The 18,735-nt window shown below is 61.6% G+C and carries 18 protein-coding genes and 1 rRNA gene; 12 read left to right on the plus strand and 7 right to left on the minus strand.

From position 1 onward, the window contains the following. Positions 1–115 precede the first annotated feature (115 nt). From JV241A_RS05935 to JV241A_RS05955, 7 genes are all read left to right on the plus strand, one after another. A complete protein-coding gene (locus JV241A_RS05935; RefSeq protein ID WP_134061557.1) occupies positions 116–802 on the plus strand; it encodes a hypothetical protein in 687 nt (228 codons plus the stop codon). 91 nt (positions 803–893) lie between these two features. Beyond that, the gene (locus JV241A_RS05940; RefSeq protein ID WP_115085676.1) at positions 894–1,223 is read left to right on the plus strand and encodes an aspartate-semialdehyde dehydrogenase; all 330 of its coding nucleotides are present in this window, start codon (positions 894–896) and stop codon (positions 1,221–1,223) included. Between the two features lie 76 nt (positions 1,224–1,299). After that, positions 1,300–1,461: a hypothetical protein gene (locus JV241A_RS27410; RefSeq protein WP_010221101.1), complete on the plus strand. Its 162-nt coding sequence runs from the start codon at positions 1,300–1,302 to the stop codon at positions 1,459–1,461. A gap of 134 nt (positions 1,462–1,595) precedes the next feature. Further along, positions 1,596–1,712: a cytochrome c oxidase subunit CcoM gene (gene ccoM, locus JV241A_RS27855; protein ID WP_276330486.1), complete on the plus strand. Its 117-nt coding sequence runs from the start codon at positions 1,596–1,598 to the stop codon at positions 1,710–1,712. A 180-nt stretch (positions 1,713–1,892) separates the two neighbouring features. Further along, positions 1,893–3,881, plus strand: coding sequence for an FUSC family protein (locus JV241A_RS05945; RefSeq protein WP_134061558.1), 1,989 nt, complete (start codon positions 1,893–1,895; stop codon positions 3,879–3,881). After that, positions 3,868–4,074 carry a DUF1656 domain-containing protein gene (locus JV241A_RS05950; RefSeq protein WP_130265906.1) on the plus strand — a complete coding sequence of 69 codons (207 nt, stop codon included), beginning with the start codon at positions 3,868–3,870 and terminating at the stop codon, positions 4,072–4,074. Before JV241A_RS05945 ends, JV241A_RS05950 begins: the two co-directional genes overlap by 14 nt. Before the next feature lie 11 nt (positions 4,075–4,085). Then, positions 4,086–4,955, plus strand: a complete 870-nt coding sequence (locus JV241A_RS05955) for an HlyD family secretion protein (RefSeq protein ID WP_115085679.1) — start codon at positions 4,086–4,088, stop codon at positions 4,953–4,955. 4 nt (positions 4,956–4,959) lie between these two features. Here JV241A_RS05955 and JV241A_RS05960 read toward each other — a convergent pair whose 3' ends face one another. Beyond that, a complete protein-coding gene (locus JV241A_RS05960) occupies positions 4,960–5,718 on the minus strand; it encodes an SDR family oxidoreductase (RefSeq protein WP_134061559.1) in 759 nt (252 codons plus the stop codon). Between the two features lie 125 nt (positions 5,719–5,843). Here JV241A_RS05960 and JV241A_RS05965 point away from each other — a divergent pair, with 125 nt between their 5' ends. Further along, positions 5,844–6,761: a LysR family transcriptional regulator gene (locus tag JV241A_RS05965; protein WP_115085681.1), complete on the plus strand. Its 918-nt coding sequence runs from the start codon at positions 5,844–5,846 to the stop codon at positions 6,759–6,761. On the opposite strand, the gene JV241A_RS05970 is transcribed toward JV241A_RS05965, so the two are convergent. Beyond that, a complete protein-coding gene (locus JV241A_RS05970; RefSeq protein ID WP_134061560.1) occupies positions 6,700–7,914 on the minus strand; it encodes an ATP-binding protein in 1,215 nt (404 codons plus the stop codon). The genes JV241A_RS05965 and JV241A_RS05970 overlap by 62 nt on opposite strands. A gap of 186 nt (positions 7,915–8,100) precedes the next feature. Between JV241A_RS05970 and JV241A_RS05975 the strand changes: the two genes are divergently transcribed. Continuing rightward, positions 8,101–8,424, plus strand: coding sequence for a DUF2025 family protein (locus tag JV241A_RS05975; RefSeq protein WP_115085683.1), 324 nt, complete (start codon positions 8,101–8,103; stop codon positions 8,422–8,424). Between the two features lie 53 nt (positions 8,425–8,477). On the opposite strand, the gene JV241A_RS05980 is transcribed toward JV241A_RS05975, so the two are convergent. Further along, positions 8,478–9,920, minus strand: coding sequence for an amidase (locus JV241A_RS05980; protein WP_134061561.1), 1,443 nt, complete (start codon positions 9,918–9,920; stop codon positions 8,478–8,480). Positions 9,921–10,025: 105 nt separating this feature from the next. Between JV241A_RS05980 and JV241A_RS05985 the strand changes: the two genes are divergently transcribed. Further along, positions 10,026–10,607 carry a TetR/AcrR family transcriptional regulator gene (locus tag JV241A_RS05985; RefSeq protein ID WP_115085685.1) on the plus strand — a complete coding sequence of 194 codons (582 nt, stop codon included), beginning with the start codon at positions 10,026–10,028 and terminating at the stop codon, positions 10,605–10,607. Here JV241A_RS05985 and JV241A_RS05990 read toward each other — a convergent pair. Together JV241A_RS05990 and JV241A_RS05995 are read right to left on the minus strand one after the other, a co-directional pair. Beyond that, positions 10,604–13,186 carry an EAL domain-containing protein gene (locus JV241A_RS05990; protein ID WP_134061562.1) on the minus strand — a complete coding sequence of 861 codons (2,583 nt, stop codon included), beginning with the start codon at positions 13,184–13,186 and terminating at the stop codon, positions 10,604–10,606. The genes JV241A_RS05985 and JV241A_RS05990 overlap by 4 nt on opposite strands. A gap of 58 nt (positions 13,187–13,244) precedes the next feature. Beyond that, on the minus strand, positions 13,245–14,318 hold the full coding sequence (locus JV241A_RS05995) for a diguanylate cyclase (protein WP_115085703.1): 1,074 nt from the start codon (positions 14,316–14,318) through the stop codon (positions 13,245–13,247). Positions 14,319–14,447: 129 nt separating this feature from the next. On the opposite strand from JV241A_RS05995, the gene JV241A_RS06000 reads away from it, so the two are divergent. Further along, positions 14,448–15,548, plus strand: coding sequence for an MBL fold metallo-hydrolase (locus tag JV241A_RS06000; protein ID WP_134061563.1), 1,101 nt, complete (start codon positions 14,448–14,450; stop codon positions 15,546–15,548). Here the strand turns inward: JV241A_RS06000 and JV241A_RS06005 are convergent. Both JV241A_RS06005 and JV241A_RS06010 read right to left on the minus strand, forming a co-directional pair. Continuing rightward, positions 15,545–16,438 carry a formate/nitrite transporter family protein gene (locus tag JV241A_RS06005; RefSeq protein ID WP_115085687.1) on the minus strand — a complete coding sequence of 298 codons (894 nt, stop codon included), beginning with the start codon at positions 16,436–16,438 and terminating at the stop codon, positions 15,545–15,547. The genes JV241A_RS06000 and JV241A_RS06005 overlap by 4 nt on opposite strands. Positions 16,439–16,489: 51 nt before the next feature. Beyond that, positions 16,490–17,296 (minus strand): aminoglycoside phosphotransferase family protein, encoded by an 807-nt coding sequence (locus JV241A_RS06010; RefSeq protein WP_115085688.1) that lies wholly within the window; start codon positions 17,294–17,296, stop codon positions 16,490–16,492. 599 nt (positions 17,297–17,895) lie between these two features. Here JV241A_RS06010 and JV241A_RS06020 point away from each other — a divergent pair. Then, a 16S ribosomal RNA gene (locus JV241A_RS06020) occupies positions 17,896–18,735 on the plus strand; the annotation flags it as partial.

Genomic DNA, 18,735 nt, shown 5'->3' on the forward strand with positions numbered 1-18,735 from the left:
GCCTGACTCCCGCCATGAAAAGCCGACTATCTTAACGGATAGCTCTGTGCAGACCAAAGAGTCTAGCAACTTCATCGACGAAAACCGCTGTCGCCAGTGAGGGCCTGATACAGCCATGCCGATCTCCAACCCCTGGTTCATCCGAACACTGGCCGTGGCGGGACTGCTACTGCTGGGTGCCTGCGACAAGAAAGGTTTCGAAATACTTGCGCCGATTCCCACTGCGCAGCTTGAGGCCCTGGGCGTGCAATCGCCGGTGCAGAGCGTGCATTACCGCGACCACGAGGGCGAAGGCCTGCTCGTGCTGAGCCGCAATGACGATCAGGTCAGCGACGAGGAAACCGATCAGGACATCGACCGCGTGGTGCTCAGTGCAACACTCTATGAGCGCCAGGGCGATGACAGCTTCAAGGCGCGCTGGAAGATCGAGAACGAGACCACCTGTGCCGGGCTCGACCTGGATGTCGGCTTCTATACCGATGTCAGCGGCGTCAGCGACCTGAACAACAACGGCGTGGCTGAACTGACGGTGGCCAGCCACGCCTTTTGTGGTGGCGGCATCGACCCCCATGAACTGCATGTCGAGCTGCGTGAAGGCCAGGCCAGCTATGCTATCAATGGCCAGTCGCTGATCGCGATCGAGGGGGATGAGCCCTATGGCGGTGAGCGCGAAGACAGCCCGTCGCTCAAGGACGCGCCGCAAGCCCTGCGCGATCATCTGAACGAAGTGTGGAACAAGGTGCTCAAACGTCCGTGGAGCGAAGCCCAGCCCGCGCCGACGGACGAGGAAGACGATCAGTAGCCGGCAATTGTGAAGCGCCCCGCACATTTTACCGGCCCTGGCTAAAGGCCCTAGGCCATCAGCCGACACACTGGCGACAGGAGATCACCCCATGCTGCCGCCCCTCATCCCGCTCAGCGCTGCACCCGTGACACAACAACTGGACCCGGTGAAGCCGACGCCGGACATCAAGCCCGTGGTCCCGGCCCAGCCGACCTCCAGTGACAGTGCCATCGACCTCAAGCAGCGTGACCCGGAGCAGGCGGCCATTCTCTTGCGCGAAGAGCAGCGGCGTCACCAGCGTCGGCGCCAGTCGAGCCAGGACGAAGAACTGTATCAAGCGCTGCCCGGCGATGAGGTCAACGCGGACAACACCGTGCCGGTGGCGCCGTTGATGGGTGAGCAGCCGCGCCAGGGGCTGCTGGTGGACATCGAAGTCTGAGGATACAAGCGCTACTGGTCAGCGCCGGCTGCAGCCTTCATCATTGCAGCACTGCAGTCAGCTTCCCGAGCCCACCATGAGCCAAGACGACAACCTGATCGACCTCGGTGCCGAACGTGCACGCCGGGTCCACGACCTCAATGAAAAGCGCCTGAACGAAGTTCGCCAGGCGTTCGAGCAGGCCATGCCGCTGGGCAAGGCGAAGAAGAAGCCCAAGGGCAAACCCAAGAAGCGTTGAAAACTTGATGCAGGTCAAGCCTGCACCCGCCTTGCGCGCCCGGTTCCGGGCGCTATTGACCTCGGTCAATTTCCTCCCCCGCCCCATTCGTTACCTTAAGCCCATCGGACAGGTTCAGGCGAATGGAGGCCGACATGTTCTTCGATAATGTGGTTATCGCTGGAGTGATTACAGTCGGTCTGATGCTGCTGTTCTTCGTCGGATTCGGAATTTTCATCTGGAAAGACTCGAACAAGCGCAAAGAGCGCTGATCCTTTTCAGTCACGAGCACGCAAGGCATTTAGGGCGACTTCGGTCGCCCATTTTTTTGTCTGGTGAAAAAACCTTTCAGCACCTCTGGACTATTAATAGTTAGCTAGCTAATAATTAAACCCTGAACTTCTTGCCTCATTCTGACTATCTTTACCACACCGTCGTTCAAGGTGCGTCCCGTGCCCATCACGTTGCAGGCCCTGCTGGCGCCAAACAAATCCGCTGTGCAATTTGCCCTCAAGACCCTGCTTGGCGGCGGCCTGGCCCTGTGGCTGGCGCTGCGCTGGGGCCTTGAGCAGCCGGCCTGGGCCCTGATGACGGCATTCATCGTCGCCCAGCCGCTGTCGGGCATGGTGGTGCAGAAGGGCCTGGCGCGGCTGCTCGGCACGCTGGTCGGAACCGTCATGTCGGTGCTGTTCATCGGCGCCTTCGCCCAGACCCCGTGGCTGTTTTTGCTGGCCCTGGCCCTGTGGCTGGCGCTGTGTACCGCCTGCTCGACCTTGCTGCGCAGCGCCTGGGCCTACTCGTTCGTGCTGGCCGGTTACACGGTGGCGATCATTGCCCTGCCGGCCATCAACCATCCGCTGCTAGTGTTCGACCAGGCGGTGGCGCGCTGTACCGAGATCTGCCTGGGGATTGTCTGCGCTACTGCCACCAGCGCCTTGCTCTGGCCTATGCGCGTCGAGCAACAACTGAGCGGGCAGGCGCGGCAGGCCTGGCAAAGCGGTCTACACGCCGCCAGTGCCGCCTTGAGTGGTGAAGCACAGGGACGCAAGGGCCTGCTGGAGATACTCGGGCGCATTGTCGCCGTTGATTCCCAGCGCGAGCATGCCTGGTTCGAAGGCAGCCTCGGCCGCCAGCGCGCCCGGGCGATTCGCGGGCTGAGCCAGAAGCTGCTGGTGCTGTTGCGTATTTCCCGTTCGGTGCGCCGGCAATGGCGGCAACTGGATGAGCAGCAGGCGCAGCACATGGCGCCCTGGCTCGAAGAGGTCCAGGCGCTGTTGGCCAATCCTGATCAGGCCAGCCTGTTGCTGTTGCGCCAGCGCGTTTGGGATGCTGCCCACGATGAGCGCATCAGCTCCGCCGAACACTACTGCCTGGCGCGCCTGACCCTGCTGCTGGACAACGCCATGGCCGCGACCCTGGCCCTGAGCGGGGTAGAGGAGGGCAAGCCGGCCGCCGATGTGCCCGACAGCCTGGCCGCTCACCGCGATGTGTCGCTGGCCCTGTTGTTCGGCTCGCGTAGCGCCCTGGCATTTCTGGCCATGGCCAGCTTCTGGCTGGCCACCGCCTGGCAGGCTGCCCCCGGTGGCCTGGTGTTGACCTGTGTAGTGTGCAGCCTGTTCGCCAGCCGCGAGAACGGCGCGCAGATCGGCATGAGCTTCCTGCGCGGGATTCTTCTGGCGATTCCGGTGGCGTTCGTGGTCGGGCAGATCCTGCTGCCGGAGCTCAGCAGTTTTGCCATGCTCTGCCTGGCCATGGGCGTGCCGCTGTTCTTTGGTGCCCTGGGCATGGCCAATCCGAAGATTGGCGCCACTGCGACCTCCTACTGCCTGCACTTCATCGTGCTGGTGGCGCCGCTGAATGTCATGAGTTTCGATGTCGCCACCTTCTTCAACAGCGCTCAGGCCATGCTGATGGGCGTCGGCGCCGCGGTGCTGGCATTCAAGCTGCTGGTGCTGCGCAACCCGGCCTGGCATGGCAAGCGCCTGCGCGCTGCCACCCAGAGCGACCTGGTGCGTCTGACCCGCCGTGAGTTGCGTGGCGCCGACACCTGGTTTGGCGGGCGCATGGCCGATCGGCTGCTGCAACTGGCCCGCCATTACAGTGCGTTGCCCGAGCAGGAGCGTGGGCGCTGGGATGATGGCCTGCACGGCCTGGATATCGGTGACGAACTGCTGCACCTGCGCATGTGCCTGGCGGTCGCCCAGGCGCCGGTGGCCGCGGCCGAGCGCCAGTACTTGCAACAACTTGAAGCGGTATTGGTCAGTGGCCCGGCTCCGGGTCGTGGCCAGCGCCTGGACGCTGCCAGCGAGCAGTTCATCGAGGCCCTGCAGCGAGTGCCGAGCAGTGACCCGCTGCGCCTGGCCGTTGGCGCCGTGCTGCAATTGCAGAAGAGCTGGGGCAAGTGGTGCCGTCGACAGGAGGAAATCCATGGGCTTGCGTGAGTGGGCGCTGGGCGGTGTGTTGCTCAGCCCGTTTCTGATTTATGTGCTGCTGGCCTTGCTGCTGACCGGCGTGGTGCGCCTGTTGTTGCGCTACACGCCATTGGGGCGCTGGGTCTGGCATGAGGCGTTGTTCGACTGCGCGCTTTTCGTGTGTATTTTGACCCTGGTGACCCATGTGCTGGGGCCGTTATAAGGAGTGTGACCATGCGTGCTGCTGTACGTATCGCAGTAACCCTGTGCCTGGTGGTGGTGGCCATTTTTGCCGGATGGAAACTCTGGCAGTACTACATGCTCACGCCCTGGACCCGTGATGCGAAGATTCGCGCCGACGTGGTGATCATTGCTCCGGACGTGTCCGGCTGGGTGCGTGAGTTGAAGGTGCACGACAACCAGCAGGTCAAGGCCGGCGAGTTGCTCATGGCGATCGATCGCGACCGCTTCGAAGCGGCCCTGGACAAGGCCAATGCCGTGGCCGAAACCCGCCAGCAGCAACTGCGCCTGCGTGAACACGAAGCCTCGCGTCGTGCCGCCCTGGGGCCCCAGGCGATCAGCGCCGAGTTGCGCGAAAATGCCCAGATCAACGCCGCCGTTGCCCGTGGCGAGCTGCGCGAAGCGCTCGCCGAGGTCAAGGTCGCGGCCATCAACCTGGCGCGCAGCCAGGTCAAGGCGCCGCGCAACGGGCACATCACCAACCTGCGCCTGGCCGAAGGCAACTACGTCAATGCCGGGCAGTCAGTGATGGCCCTGGTGGATGATTCGACCTTTTACGTTCAAGCCTATTTCGAAGAGACCAAGTTGCCGCGCATCCGCGTTGGCGACCCGGTCAAGGTCTGGCTGATGAGTGCGGGTGAACCGATGCAGGGGCATGTCGAAAGCATCAGCCGCGGTATCACCGACCGCAACGCCAACCCCGACAGCCAGTTGCTCGCCGAAGTTGAACCGACGTTCAACTGGGTGCGCCTGGCCCAGCGCATTCCGGTACGGATCAAGCTCGACCAGGTGCCTGAAGGGGTCAACCTGAGCGCCGGCATGACCGCCAGCGTGCAGGTGCGCGAGGATGAAGTGCAGCGCTGAGCGCTTAAAGGAACATCCCGCCTGACACCTCCAGGCGCTGACCGGTGATCCAGCCGCCGCCATCGCCCAGCAACAGGGCAACCGCGGCGCCGATATCGTCTGGCAGGCCCACCCGACCCAGGGCGGTGTTGCCGGCGATAAAATCGTTGACCTCAGTGTTATCGCGCACAACGCCGCCGCCGAAGTCGGTCTCGATCGCCCCCGGGGCCAGGACATTGACACGAATGCCGCGGGCACCGAGCTCCTTGGCCTGATACCGGGTCAGCACTTCCATGGCGCCTTTCATTGCCGCGTAGGCGGCATAGCCGGGCAGGGCGAAGCGGGTCAGGCCGGTGGAGATGTTGACGATTCGGCCTTGGTCGGCAATCAGCGGCAGCAGGCGCTGGGTCAGGAAGAACGGGCCCTTGAGCTGGATGTTGAACAACTGTTCGAACTGCGCTTCGCTGGTTTCGCTGAACGGCGCGTTGATGCCGATACCCGCGTTGTTTACCAGAAAGTCCAGTTGCTGGCGGCCGAATACGTGCTGCAGGGTTTCGCTTAACTGCTGGGCAAAGTCCTCGAAACTGGCGCTATTGCTCACGTCCAGTTGCAGCATGGCCGCACGCACACCGCTGGCCTCGAGGGTATTGACCAGTGCCTGGGCTTCATCGGCCTTGCTGTTGTAGGTCCCGATGATATCGATGCCCTGGGCCGCGAGGTGCAGGGCGGTGTTCTTGCCCAGGCCGCGGCTGGCACCGGTGATCAAAGCGAGTTTGCGGGTCATGGTGTGGTCCTCGTGGTTGAGCCGGTGGCTGAAGTTGAGAGGAGTTTATTGGTCTGAATTCTGCTGATAAATCCAGCAAATTCGGAAATACTGCTCGAGTAATTCGAACAATAGAGCGTTCGCCCATGAACAAGCTGGAATTGCTGCGCACCTTCGTGCGGGTCAGCGAGTTGTCGAGTTTCACCCTCGCCGCAGAAAGCCTGGGGTTGCCGCGTTCGAGTGTTTCCGAACAGGTCCGGGCGCTGGAAATGCTGCTCGGTGCGCGTCTGTTCAACCGCACCACGCGGCGGGTGCAGGCCACTCAGGAAGGCCTGCAACTGTACGAGCGTAGCAAAGACCTGCTGGCGCGCATGGATGAGCTCGAAGGGCTGTTCCGCACCGATGCCGCAGCCCTGAGTGGCCGCTTGCGAATCGATCTGCCGACCTTGATGGCGCGGCGCATCATTCTGCCGAACCTGCCGCAGTTCGTGGATCGCCACCCGGGCCTGACACTGGAGATCAGTTGCACCGATCGTCAGGTCGACCTGCTGCGTGAAGGCTTTGATTGCGTGCTGCGTATCGGCGTGTTGAGTGACCTGAACCTGGTCGCCCGGCCCCTGGGTAGCCTGCGCATGGTCAACTGCGCCAGTCCCGCCTACCTGGCCCGCTTTGGTACGCCGACCAGCCTTGCGGACTTGCCCGATCATCAGTTGATTCACTATGTGAGGCAACTGGGCGCCCGCAGCCCGGGCTTCGAGTATGAACAGGACGGCGCCACGCGGTATCGGACGATGGCCGGGGTGATCACGGTCAACAGTACCGAAGCCTATGAGAGCGCTTGCCTGGCGGGGCTCGGGATTATCCAGGCGCCGGCTGCCGGGTTGCGCGAATACCTGGAGCGCGGTGAACTGGTGTCCGTGCTGGAGGCGTACAGCGCACCGCCGATGCCGGTGTCATTGCTCTACGCCGGGCAACTGCACGTGCCGCAACGTGTCAGGGCCTTTATGGACTGGCTGGCGCAGTTGCTTCAGGCACAACTCGATCCAGTGGCAGGCGGAAGGTAAACAGCGTTCCGGCCTCGGCGCTCGACACCACTTCCATACACCCGCCGTGGGCCAGGGCGATCTGGTTGGCAATGTACAGGCCCAGGCCGAGGCCGGGCTGCGGTGCATCGTCACGTGGTCGCGAAAAGGGCTGGAACAATTGCGCCATGACCTGTGGCGCAATGGGCTCGCCCAGGTTGTGCACGCCGAGGATGAACACCTGCTCGCGGATATCCGCCATGACATCCACCGGGCTGTCGGCAGCGCCATGGGTCAGGGCATTGGCGATCAGGTTGGACAGCAACTGGGTAACCCGCTCGCGGTCGCAGTGCAGGCCGCTGAGGTCGCCGATGTTCAGGCGGATCAGCCGTTCGGGGTGCACCCGTTTCAGCTCCGAGGCCACGTGGCAGAGGGCTTCGGCCAGGTCCGGGCAGGGCTGGACGTTGATCATGATGCCATTGCCCAGACGGCCGCGGGCAAAATCGAGGACATCGCGTACCAACTGGTTGGCGCGTCGTCCGCAGGTGAGGATGTGCTGGGCGATGGCGCGGCTTTTTTCATCCTGCAGGCGCTGAGCCAGCAACTCCGCGCCTGCGGTAATGGCGAACAGTGGATTGCGCAGGTCATGGCCGAGCACGGCGATGAACTGTTCGCGCAGGTCGGCGATGGCGCGTGCTTCCTCCAGGGCCTGCTCGGTCTGCTGGGCATTCTCTTCGCTTTCGATCTGGATCGACAGCACGCGGGCGAAGGACTCCATCATTGGCTGGATGGCGCTGCCCTTGAGCTCGGCAGGCAAAGGGTCGAGGGCGCAGATAGTGCCGAAGAAACTGCCGTCGGTGCGAAACACCGGCACCGAGATATAGCTTTCGAACTTGTAGATGCGCGGTGTGTGATGGTTGCAGTACAGCTCGTCTTCGCTGGCCTTGTCGATCACGATGGTCTGGTGGCTGGCGCGGATCTCGTGGCACAGGGTGGTGATCAGGTCCAGCTCGCCGCCGACCTCCAGGCCAAAACCCAGCGAGTCGAGAACCGCGCAGGCCGTCCAGCTGCTGTCGGTGACCCGGGCGACTGCCGCAAAACGCATGCCGGTGGTCTCGCAGATAACTTGCAGGATGGCAGGTACTGCGTTGATACGGCTGATCGTGGCGATATCGGAAGTGACGGGGGTGCTCATGAATCATCCACGTTCGCTGACGGCTGGGAGGCGTTGAGAAGGATAAGTCTAGCGAGCAACTGGCGCCTGGGTAAAAAAATCCTTTACCGGATGCGATGAATTTCCATTAACCTTGGCCCCGAGTTGCCCGTCAGAGCGCAACCCCTTTCGCCAGCGTGCCAATCCCCTGTTCAAGCGAGGTTTGACATGCACATCACATCCCAGGACATCTGCGCCGCTGCCGACCAGCTCAAGGGCTTTGTCGGTTTTCACCGCAAGCTTGGCAAGCACATCGTGCGATTCAGCGAAGACTCGTTCGGCATGGACGTGGCTGACGACAGCATTACCCCCAGCAGCGAATTCGTCTGGCAGGGCGCCGATGGTGAGGTCATGACCTTGAGCCGTGCCTTGATCGAGATCCTTTTGGCGCAGAATGTCGATGAGCGGCTCAATGTGACAGAGCCGCTGCGGGTGTATCTGCGCCGCAAGGACCTGCCGGAAATCGCCGCGCAGCGGCGCTTGCGGGCCTGATCGCGGGGCAAGCCCGCTCCCACTGCAGGAGCGGGCTTGCCCCGCGATGCGTCTCAGTCTTGCGCCGCCCAGACCGGCGGGGTTCGCCCGCGCCAGGGCAACGCCTGTTCCAGCTGCCCGGCCAGGCTCAGCAGCAGGCGCTCACCTGCTGCACCCGCCGTGAACTGCATGCCGATCGGTAAACCGCTGGCCGCATCCTGAGACAACGGCAGCGACATCGACGGCGTGCCGCTGATGTTGGCCAGGGCAGTGAAAGGAGAGTGGTTGAACACCCGGTGCATCCAGCCCAACCCATCGAGCTGCTCCTGCCCGGCGTTGTAGGCACCGACTACTGGCGGCAACTCGCTCAGGGTCGGACTCAGCAACAGATCAAAACGCTGGAAAAACCTGCCCAGTTGCCGACTGACCAGGTTGCGCTGATCTATCGCCGCCAGCAGGTCGATAGCCGACAGCGCTTTACCATAGCGATGCAGCGCCAGTGTGGCCGGTTCCAGCCAGTCACCGTTGAGCGGGCGGCAAGTCTCGGCACCCAGGGCATCAAGCCAGGCCGCTGTATTGCTGGCCCAGAAACGCGCATTCATCTCGACGAAAGCGTCCCACGACATGCCGATATCCAGGTCCACCAGTTCGCACTGGTGACCAAGATGTTCCAGGGTCTGGGCCACCCCCTGCAAAGTCTCAACCATCAACGGATTGCTGCGCTGACCATTGAGCGGATGCAGTTGCACGGCAATTCTCAAGGGACCAGGCACTTGCTTCACTGCACTCAGGTAACTGCCTTTGGCCGGTGCCACCTGGAACGGATCGCCAGGTTCCGGCCCGGTCATGCAATCGAGCAGCAGGGCGCTGTCGCGTACCGAACGGCTGAGCACACCCTGCACCGCCAGGCCGTTCCAGGCTTCGTCCAGGAACGGCCCCATGGAAATCAGCCCGCGGCTGGGCTTCAAGCCAAACAAACCGCAGGCCGCAGCAGGCACCCGGATCGAACCGCCACCATCGGTGGCATGGGCAACGGGCACCATACCGCTGGCAACTGCTGCTGCCGAACCACCGCTGGAACCACCGGCGCTGCGGTTCAGGTCCCAGGGGTTGCGGGTCGGGCCGCACAGGCGCGATTCGGTGGTGGTGCTGACGGCCAGTTCCGGCGTGGTGGTGCGCCCCAGGGTGACCAGCCCGGCCCGGCGAAAACGCTGCATCAGGAACGAATCGGCCGTACTGCCGGTACCTTGTGCCAGGCGGCTGCCGAACTCGTGGGCGCGGCCCTGCATGCTGATCGCCAGGTCCTTGATCAGAAACGGCACGCCGTTCAACGGCCCTTCAGCGCGGGCGGGTAGAGGTTCGTCATGCCAGTGCTCGGCCAGCGCATTGACCTTTGGCTCGACGTCGGCGATGGCCTGCCGCGCTGCCGCCTGCACTTCGTCGGCACTGACTTGCTCTTGAGCAATCAGGTCGGCCAGGCCGATGACGTCGAATTGCACATATTCACTCACCTTCATTGCGCACTCCCGTGACAATTGACGATAAAATACCGATGGGTATCGAGCGATACTCATGAGTATAGAGTGATACTTGTCAGTATCGTCGTCAACCGGAGTCTGCCCATGCGTTCGCAACGAATCGCCCGTCTGCCCCCTCGTGAGCGGGTCCTGGATGCCGCCCACGAGCTGTTTTTCAATGAGGGCATCAGCCGCGTCACCGTCGATGCCATTGCCGCGAAGGCTGAAACCACCAAGATGACCGTGTACCGGCATTTCGAGTCCAAGGACGTTCTGGTACTGGAATGGCTGCGCCTGTTGATGGCCGAGTACGATGAAGTCTGGGCGCGTTTGGCCGAGCAGTTCAGCGGCCAGCCAGCGCGGCAGATCCTCGGCTTTGCCGAATTCCTGGTCCAGGAGCCGGTGCTGTCTTCGCACCGTGGTTGCGCCTACACCAACACCCTGGCAGAGCTGCCGGTGTGCGACAGCCCGGCGCGCGAGCTGATCGAGGCGCACAAGCGTCGTCAGGCGGCACGCTTGGTGCGCTTGTGCGAGGAGGCGGGGATGGTCGAGCCAGAGCAGGCAGCGTTCGAGCTGACGCTGCTGCTCGAGGGAGTACAAATCGTCGCGCAGAACAAGGGCTTCGACGAGGTCGGGCCGAACCTGCTCAAGCTGGTTCGGGCCCGGCTTGGTTTGCCTGCGGCCTAGGAAACACCGGCGCGGCTGTTCTTTCCTGATTGCAGTAGCGCTTCGAAGGCCAGTTTGTCGATCGGCTTGCTCAGGTAGTAGCCCTGCACCTCATGGCACTTCTCCTTGCCAAGGGCCATGAGTTGCTGCTCGGTTTCCACCCCTTCGGCGGTCACGGTCAAGCCCATGGCCTTGCCCAGGTTGATGATCGCCTGAACCACGGCACGGTCGTTGCCATCGCTGCTGAGCCCGGCGATAAAGCGCTTGTCGATCTTGATGCTGTCGAACGGGTAGGTGCGCAGGTAGCCCAGCGACGAGTAGCCGGTGCCGAAGTCGTCCATGTTCAGGCGCACGCCCAGTTCCTTGAGTGCGTTCATGGTCCCTAGCGCGCCTTCGATATCGTTGAGCATCACATTCTCGGTGATCTCCAGTTCCAGGCGCTGGGCCGGGAAGCCGGTCTCCACCAGGATCTCGTGAACATCCTTGACCACGTCACTGCGCGAGAACTGCGCGGGCGACAGGTTCACCGACACCAGCAGGTTGGCTGGCCAGTTGCGGGCGGTTTCGCAGGCTTCGCGTAGCACCCAGCGGCCCAGGGGCGCGATCAGGTCGGTCTGCTCGGCCAGGGGAATGAAGGTGTCCGGACCAAGCAGGCCCTCGACCGGATGCTGCCAACGCACCAGCGCCTCGACCGAAACGATCTCAAGGGTTTCCAGGCGGTAGCGCGGCTGGTAGTGCAGAACGAACTCGTTGTTTTTCAGCGCCTTGCGCAAGTCGTTTTCCAGCTGGCGGCGGTACTGGATCTGCTCGTTCATTTCCGGCGAGAAGTAGCGCCAGGTGTTCTTGCCCTCGGCCTTGGCCTGGTACAGGGCGATATCGGCGCAGCGGATCAGTTCACCCGCATCGAAACCCTGCAGGCGCGTCTGCGCCACACCCAGGCTGGCGCCGATATGCAGGGCCTGCTCTTCGAAGTAGATCGGCTGGTGCAGGCTGTCGATCAAGCGCCCGCAAAAGCGGTCGATCTCGTTGCGGCTGTCCATGCCGTTCATTACCAGCACGAACTCGTCGCCACCCAAGCGTGCCACCAGGTCGCCGTCGCGGGTCGATTCGCGCAAGCGTGCGGCCACTTCCAGCAGGACGGCGTCGCCAGCGGCGTGGCCGAGGGAATCGTTGATCGGCTTGAAGCTGTCCAGGTCGAGCAGCAACAGGGTCAGCGGCGTGGCTTCCTGGCCCTTGAGCAACGCGTGATCGAGGAAGCGCGAGAGCTTGTTGCGGTTGGCCAGGCCCGTCAGCGCATCGTGCATCGACAGGTGCTGTATGCGTGCGTGGGCAGCCACTTCATCGGTAATGTCGCTGGCGGTGCCGCGATAACCGGCCAGTTTGCCGTCGAACATGATCGAGCGCGCCGAAACCCGGCAAAACCGTACCTGGCCACTCTGATCGCGATAGGCGCAGCGCAGGTTGGCAACTTGCGGCGAGTCGGCGTCGGCCTGGTTATCCAGCCATTGGATCAGCGGCGTGGTCTCGCAACTGAGCAGCTGGTTGAGCGGTTGGCCCAGCCAGTCTTCGCTCTGAAAGCCGGTAACCGCGACAAAACGCTGGGACAGGTAGCTCAGGCGGTGATGACGGTCGGTTTCCCAGATCCAGTCCGACGCCGCTTCGGCCACCGCACGAAACCGTTGCTCGCTGGCCTCCAGCGCCTGATTGCTGGCCTGAAGGCTACGCAGGTTGGCGTCGATTTCTCGTGATGTGCGCAGGGCATAGCGGAAGAAGTACACCATCAGCAAACCCAGCACCAGCATGGCGCCAAGCAACGGCGGCAACACCGCCCAGAGCAACTGGTCGCCAGGGCGCGGGGTGATCCAGTCGAGCCGGTAGCCGGTATCGCCCAACAGCAGGCTGGGTTGATCACCCAGGGGGGCGTTGGCTTTCTCGATGTGCATGCCGTTGAGGCCGACGCCGGTGCCCAGGCGGGTGAGCTTTTCCGGGGTCAGCTGATCAACGAAGAGCATCACCGAGGTGGTTTGCGGATTGATGCTCAGCACTTCGTCGTCCGGGCGAATGGCCGCAGCCACCAGCACCGCGGGCCAGCCATTGAACAGCACGTGCTCGGTGATCTGCTGGCGTTCGGCGGCAACATTGCGCGCCTTGGCGATGATCGGGGGCAGCGGGTTCTCTATATAAGTACCGGCCGGCGCTTTGCTCAGCTGGCCCTTGAACAGCGCGTACTTGGTGATCTGGTCGTCGACAACGAACACCCCTTCGTAGCCGCTGGCGGTGTAGAGCGAATCGCCGACGTTCTTCTCTTCATAGGCCCAGTGCAGGTCGGGGCTGCCATTGAGGTGATCGTAGGCGGCGTTCCATACCGCATAGCTGGAGAGGAACTGGCGCGACGACTCCAGGCGCTGCTCCAGGGCCTTATGGGCGTAGAAGCTGCTTTTTTCCCGCTCGTTGGCATTGAGCGTGGTGGCGATATTGAACAATGCCCCCAGGGCGATCAGGCAGGCCAGGGCGAACAGCGCCGCTATCGCGGCAATGAGTTTGCGCGTCTGCAGGCTGGGGCGTTGGCTGGCTGGCGGAGCATCGGCAATCCTGTCCATACGCGGGCTGATCCTTGTTGAAGCTGCATCCCTGCGGCCAGGCCGCAAGGACGAACGTTCAGTCAGGATAGGCCAGCTTCAGCGCGGTGAGGTCCGAATGGGCGAAATTGACCTGGTTACGGCCTGCTTTCTTCGCGCAGTACAGGGCTTTGTCGGCCTCATTGAGCCAGGCTTCCGGGCCGGGCAGGGCCTCGTTGCAACTGGCCAGGCCGATACTCAGGCTGATGCGCAGCTCCGGCAATTGCGGGTTGCGATAGCTGCCGACCCGCTCGCGCAGGCGTTCCATGGCCTGGCTCGCGTGCTCCAGGCGGGTGTCCGGGAGGATCACGCAGAACTCGTCACCCCCGTAACGCCCGGCCAGGTCGTCCTCGCGCAGGGTGCGCTTGAGTTCATTGCTCAACTGGTGCAGGACGCAATCGCCGACCACATGGCCGTAAGTGTCGTTGATGGTCTTGAAGTGATCGATGTCGATGATTGCGATCACCGCCTCGCGGCGTTGCTGCTGGCAGATCTGAAACTTGAGCTGCAGCAGGTCTTTCCACGAGCCGTGATTGAGCAGGCCGGTCAGGCTGTCGGTACGGCTCAGGGCGCTGAGTCGGCGCTTGTGTTCAGACAGCTTCATCGCCAGGCGATAGCAGACCCAGCCGACGGCCATGGGGTAGAGGGTCAGCATCGGCAGGCAGGCATAGACTTGCAGGGTGCTGGCGTGCAGTTGCAGCCCAGGGCCGAACAGGGCGATCGACAGCAGCATGCCCAGGCCCTGGATCAACAGGCCCTTGAAGAACAGGCGCTGGCCACCGGCAGCGAAGTTGTTCATGGCCATCATCGCCAGGATGGTCACGCTGGGCAGCGGGTTGAATTGCAGAGTGGCGGTCCAGAACCCGCCCATCAGCGAGTCCAGTTGCAGGTTGCGGTACTCGGCGTGGTACGGAACGTTGGCGCGCAGGGCGATCTGATAGGCCAGGTGCGGCCACGCCAGGCCGTTGAACAGCAGCAGGCCCCAGACCCAGGACGGCACAGGCAGGCTGGAGATCCCGGCCATTACGCTGAGCATGCCGATCCCCAGGCCGATGATACGCGGCAGGTAAATCCGCCTTACAAATGAAAGTCCCTTACCGCTTTTCTTTTCCATCATGGATGCTGGTCTGTTCCGGGGCGCCGTTTATCGCATAATTGCTGTCAATATTGTTGAACAATCGCAGGCTGTTGAAAAATGGCCTTACAAGCCATTTCACGGTTGATCCAATCACTGTGGGGTACCATGAAACTTACCTTCATCCTTGGAGTGTTTCTGCTCATGGCCCCGCTGACCTCCCAGGCCGGTGAACCGGCTCAACGCCAGGATGGGCGTTATCGCAACCAGGCGCAGTTGCCACAGGACGGGGTGATGAAAAAACTGCGCATTGGCCTTAAGTACCTGTTGCTTAAAAAACCCGCCGATACTCGGCCCAGTGTCAGTATTGCGGTGCAGCCCCTGAGTCGCCAGCAGCTGCTGGAGGCGCCGGACCACAGTGTTTGGCGGTTGGGCCACTCCACGGTACTGCTGAAACTGCGCGAGCGCTTCTACATTACCGACCCGGTGTTCGCCGAGCGCGCCTCGCCGGTGCAATGGGCCGGCCCCCGGCGCTTTCATCAGCCGCCACTGAAACTAGACGAGTTGCCGCCGTTAACCGCCGTCATCCTTTCCCACGATCACTTCGATCATCTCGACGAGCAGGCCATACGCCAACTGGCCACCAGCACCGAGCATTTCATCGCCCCCCTGGGCGTGGGCGATATCCTGATCGCCTGGGGCGTGCCGGCGACCAAGGTCCGGCAACTGGATTGGTGGCAGGAAACCAGTGTCGAAGGCGTACGATTCATCGCGACCCCGGCTCAGCATTTTTCCGGACGTGGCCTGTTCGACAGCAACAGCACCCTGTGGGCGTCCTGGGTGATGATCGATGACCAGCTGAAGGTGTTTTTCAGTGGCGATACCGGCTATTTCGATGGCTTCAAGGCGATCGGCAAGCAGTACGGCCCCTTCGACCTGACCCTGATCGAAACCGGCGCCTACAACCTCAACTGGCCCGATGTACATATGCAGCCCGAGCAGAGTCTGCAGGCGCACCTTGACCTGCGTGGGCGCTGGCTGCTGCCGATTCATAACGGCACTTTTGACCTTTCCACCCACAGTTGGCATGAACCGTTCGACCGCATTCTGGCCCTGGCCAACGCTGCTCAGGTGCCGTTGAGTACGCCGCAGATCGGCGAGCGGGTCAGCATCGAGCAGCCGCATAGTGGGCCGGCCTGGTGGCAGTCCAAGCCACAACGGGAGCTGCGTCCGGGCGGCGAACGGGTGCTGGCGGCGCGAGAACCCTAGGGTTTCTTGCCTGCCGACTGGTCTTTTTGCCGGTCACGCCGGGGTAGGGCAGTGGGCGGCTTGCTGCTGTCGCTACGTACCTGGGCGTGGCTGATCAGGGCGAAAATGAAGCTGCCGCCAATGATGTTGCCGATCAGGGTCGGCGCGGCGAAGTCCAGCCAGAATGCCGTCCAGCTGACTTCGCCGGCCCAGACCAGATAGGACACTTCCACCGAGCCGACGACGATATGGGTGAAATCACCCAGGGCCATCAGGTAGGTGATCATCAGGATGATCCACGCCTTGGCGCTTTCCATCGACGGGATCATCCAGACCATGGTGGCGATCATCCAGCCCGAGATGATGCCCTTGGCAAACATCTGGTTCAGGTCGTTTTCCATCACCTTGCGGCCGACGTCGAGGAAGGCGACGTCGGTCTTGCTGTCGAAGATCGGCAGGTTGAGCATCACATAGGACACCAGGATGGTGCCGGCCAGATTGCCGAGCAGCACCACCGACCATAAACGTAGCAAGCGACCGAAGTTGCGCAGGCTCGGTTCGGTCATCACCGGCAGTACCGCGGTCAGGGTGTTTTCGGTAAACAGTTGCTGGCGGGCCAGGATCACGGCAAGAAATCCGGCCGAGTAACCCAGGCTGGCGATCACCTGGCTGCTGTCGTCTTCGGGCAGGCGCGAATAGAACAGCCCCATGGCCATCAGCGACAGGCCCATGCTCAGCCCGGCGGCAAGTGCGGACCAGAACAGCGCGGCGATGGTGCGCTCCAGCTCCTGGTCACCCTGGAAACGAATGATCTCGTGCAATACCGCCGCGCGGGGTGGCTGGTTATGGCTGACTTCCTGCTCTTCGTCTGCAGACAGGCCGGGGGTTTTGCCGCTTTGCGCTTCACTCATGGCGGTGGCTCATCTATGGGGTGCCTTATCTACAGATCGACGCTGCTTCGATTAGTTGCCTGCCTCCAGCAGGTTCAGTGCCAGTTGCGCGACCTGCAGGGGCGTGCGGGCGTCTTCGTGCAAGTCATCCTCGAGAAACCAGGCCGCCGACAAACCACACCAGGCGACGATCCACTGCAGCATGTGCTGACGAGGCAGGTCGGCTGTTTCGCAAACAATCTGCACGCGCCGCTGAAAACAGTGTGGGTCGGTGGCCAGAGCGTGGGTCGGATTACAGAACAGGTTGGCGTAGTCGAAGGCGCGGTCGCCGTAGAGGTGCTTGGGGTCGATGGCCAGCCAGCCTCTGTTGCCGAAGTCGAGAACGTTGCCGTGGTGGATATCTCCATGCAGCACCCTCTGTTCGCCGGGGGAGGCGAGCAACTGGCTGGCAATGTCGGCGCAACGTCGGTACAGCCCGCCATTTTCTTCGGCGGCGGGCCACAGGCCGGAAAACCAGGGTTGGAGCTCGACCAGTGGCGGCAGCGGCTGGTCCCGTGGTGCATGCAGGCGGGCAATCGCCGTGCAGAGGATGCGCGTGGCCTCTTCGTCGCGACCGTGTTGAGCATAATCGGCCAGTGAGGCGGTCCCCTGAGCCCGCTCAAGCAGGACGGCGTGATCGGTGTGCTCGAGCACCGCGGCGGCGCCTTGGCCATCCCACCACTGCATCAACAAGGCACCGGACTGTTCTTCGGGTTCGTGGGCGATTTTGAGCATCGCTGCCTTGCCTTTATAAAGGACGGGCAGCAAGTGGCTGCTGTGGGTGATGATTGGCTCGCCGTCGGCGGTTAATTGCCAGTGTTGCAGGTAAGGTTCAAACATAGTGCCTCCCAGGGCAGGCCGGTACTCTCTATATAAGGTGCTCATTCTATATAAGGTGCTCATTTTGCCTTTGTTCAATGTTTTTTGAATTAACCCTTGACGCCCGATTTAATCTCTCTATAATTCGCCCCACTTCCGGCGCAGTCGGAACTGAAAACTCCTTGAGTTTCAAAGAGTTAGCGGTTCCAGGGTCATCCGGAAGGGCTTCGATCGAAAGATCGACAGCGGTGAAAAAGGCAGTTGACAGCGGTTTGAAACGCTGTAGAATTCGCCTCCCGCTGACGAGAGATCGCAGCGAGTCAAGTGGTTGAAGTTGAAAGGCTTTTTAATCGAAAGCATCTGAAAAACTTCAAAATAAACGCTTGACAGACTCTGGGGAAAGCGTAGAATGCGCGCCTCGGTTGAGACGAAAAGCTCTTAACCAACCGCTCTTTAACAACTGAATCAAGCAATTCGTGTGGGTGCTTGTGAGCTCAGACTGATAGTCAAAAAGATTATCAGCATCACAAGTGGCTACACGAAAAATCGAAAGATTTGAAAGTAAGTCATTTGAGATTGCTGAGCCAAGTTTAGGGTTTTCTCAAAACCCAAGCAGTATTGAACTGAAGAGTTTGATCATGGCTCAGATTGAACGCTGGCGGCAGGCCTAACACATGCAAGTCGAGCGGATGAGAAGAGCTTGCTCTTCGATTCAGCGGCGGACGGGTGAGTAATACCTAGGAATCTGCCTGGTAGTGGGGGACAACGTTTCGAAAGGAACGCTAATACCGCATACGCCCTACGGGGGAAAGCAGGGGACCTTCGGGCCTTGCGCTATCAGATGAGCCTAGGTCGGATTAGCTAGTTGGTGAGGTAATGGCTCACCAAGGCGACGATCCGTAACTGGTCTGAGAGGATGATCAGTCACACTGGAACTGAGACACGGTCCAGACTCCTACGGGAGGCAGCAGTGGGGAATATTGGACAATGGGCGAAAGCCTGATCCAGCCATGCCGCGTGTGTGAAGAAGGTCTTCGGATTGTAAAGCACTTTAAGTTGGGAGGAAGGGTACTTACCTAATACGTGAGTATTTTGACGTTACCGACAGAATAAGCACCGGCTAACTCTGTGCCAGCAGCCGCGGTAATACAGAGGGTGCAAGCGTTAATCGGAATTACTGGGCGTAAAGCGCGCGTAGGTGGTTCGTTAAGTTGGATGTGAAATCCCCGGGCTCAACCTGGGAACTGCATCCAAAACTGGCGAGCTAGAGTAGGGCAGAGGGTGGTGGAATTTCCTGTGTAGCGGTGAAATGCGTAGATATAGGAAGGAACACCAGTGGCGAAGGCGACCACCTGGGCTCATACTGACACTGAGGTGCGAAAGCGTGGGGAGCAAACAGGATTAGATACCCTGGTAGTCCACGCCGTAAACGATGTCAACTAGCCGTTGGAATCCTTGAG

The organism is Pseudomonas sp. JV241A, from assembly GCF_900275665.1.
Classification (GTDB): Bacteria; Pseudomonadota; Gammaproteobacteria; order Pseudomonadales; family Pseudomonadaceae; genus Aquipseudomonas; species Aquipseudomonas wadenswilerensis.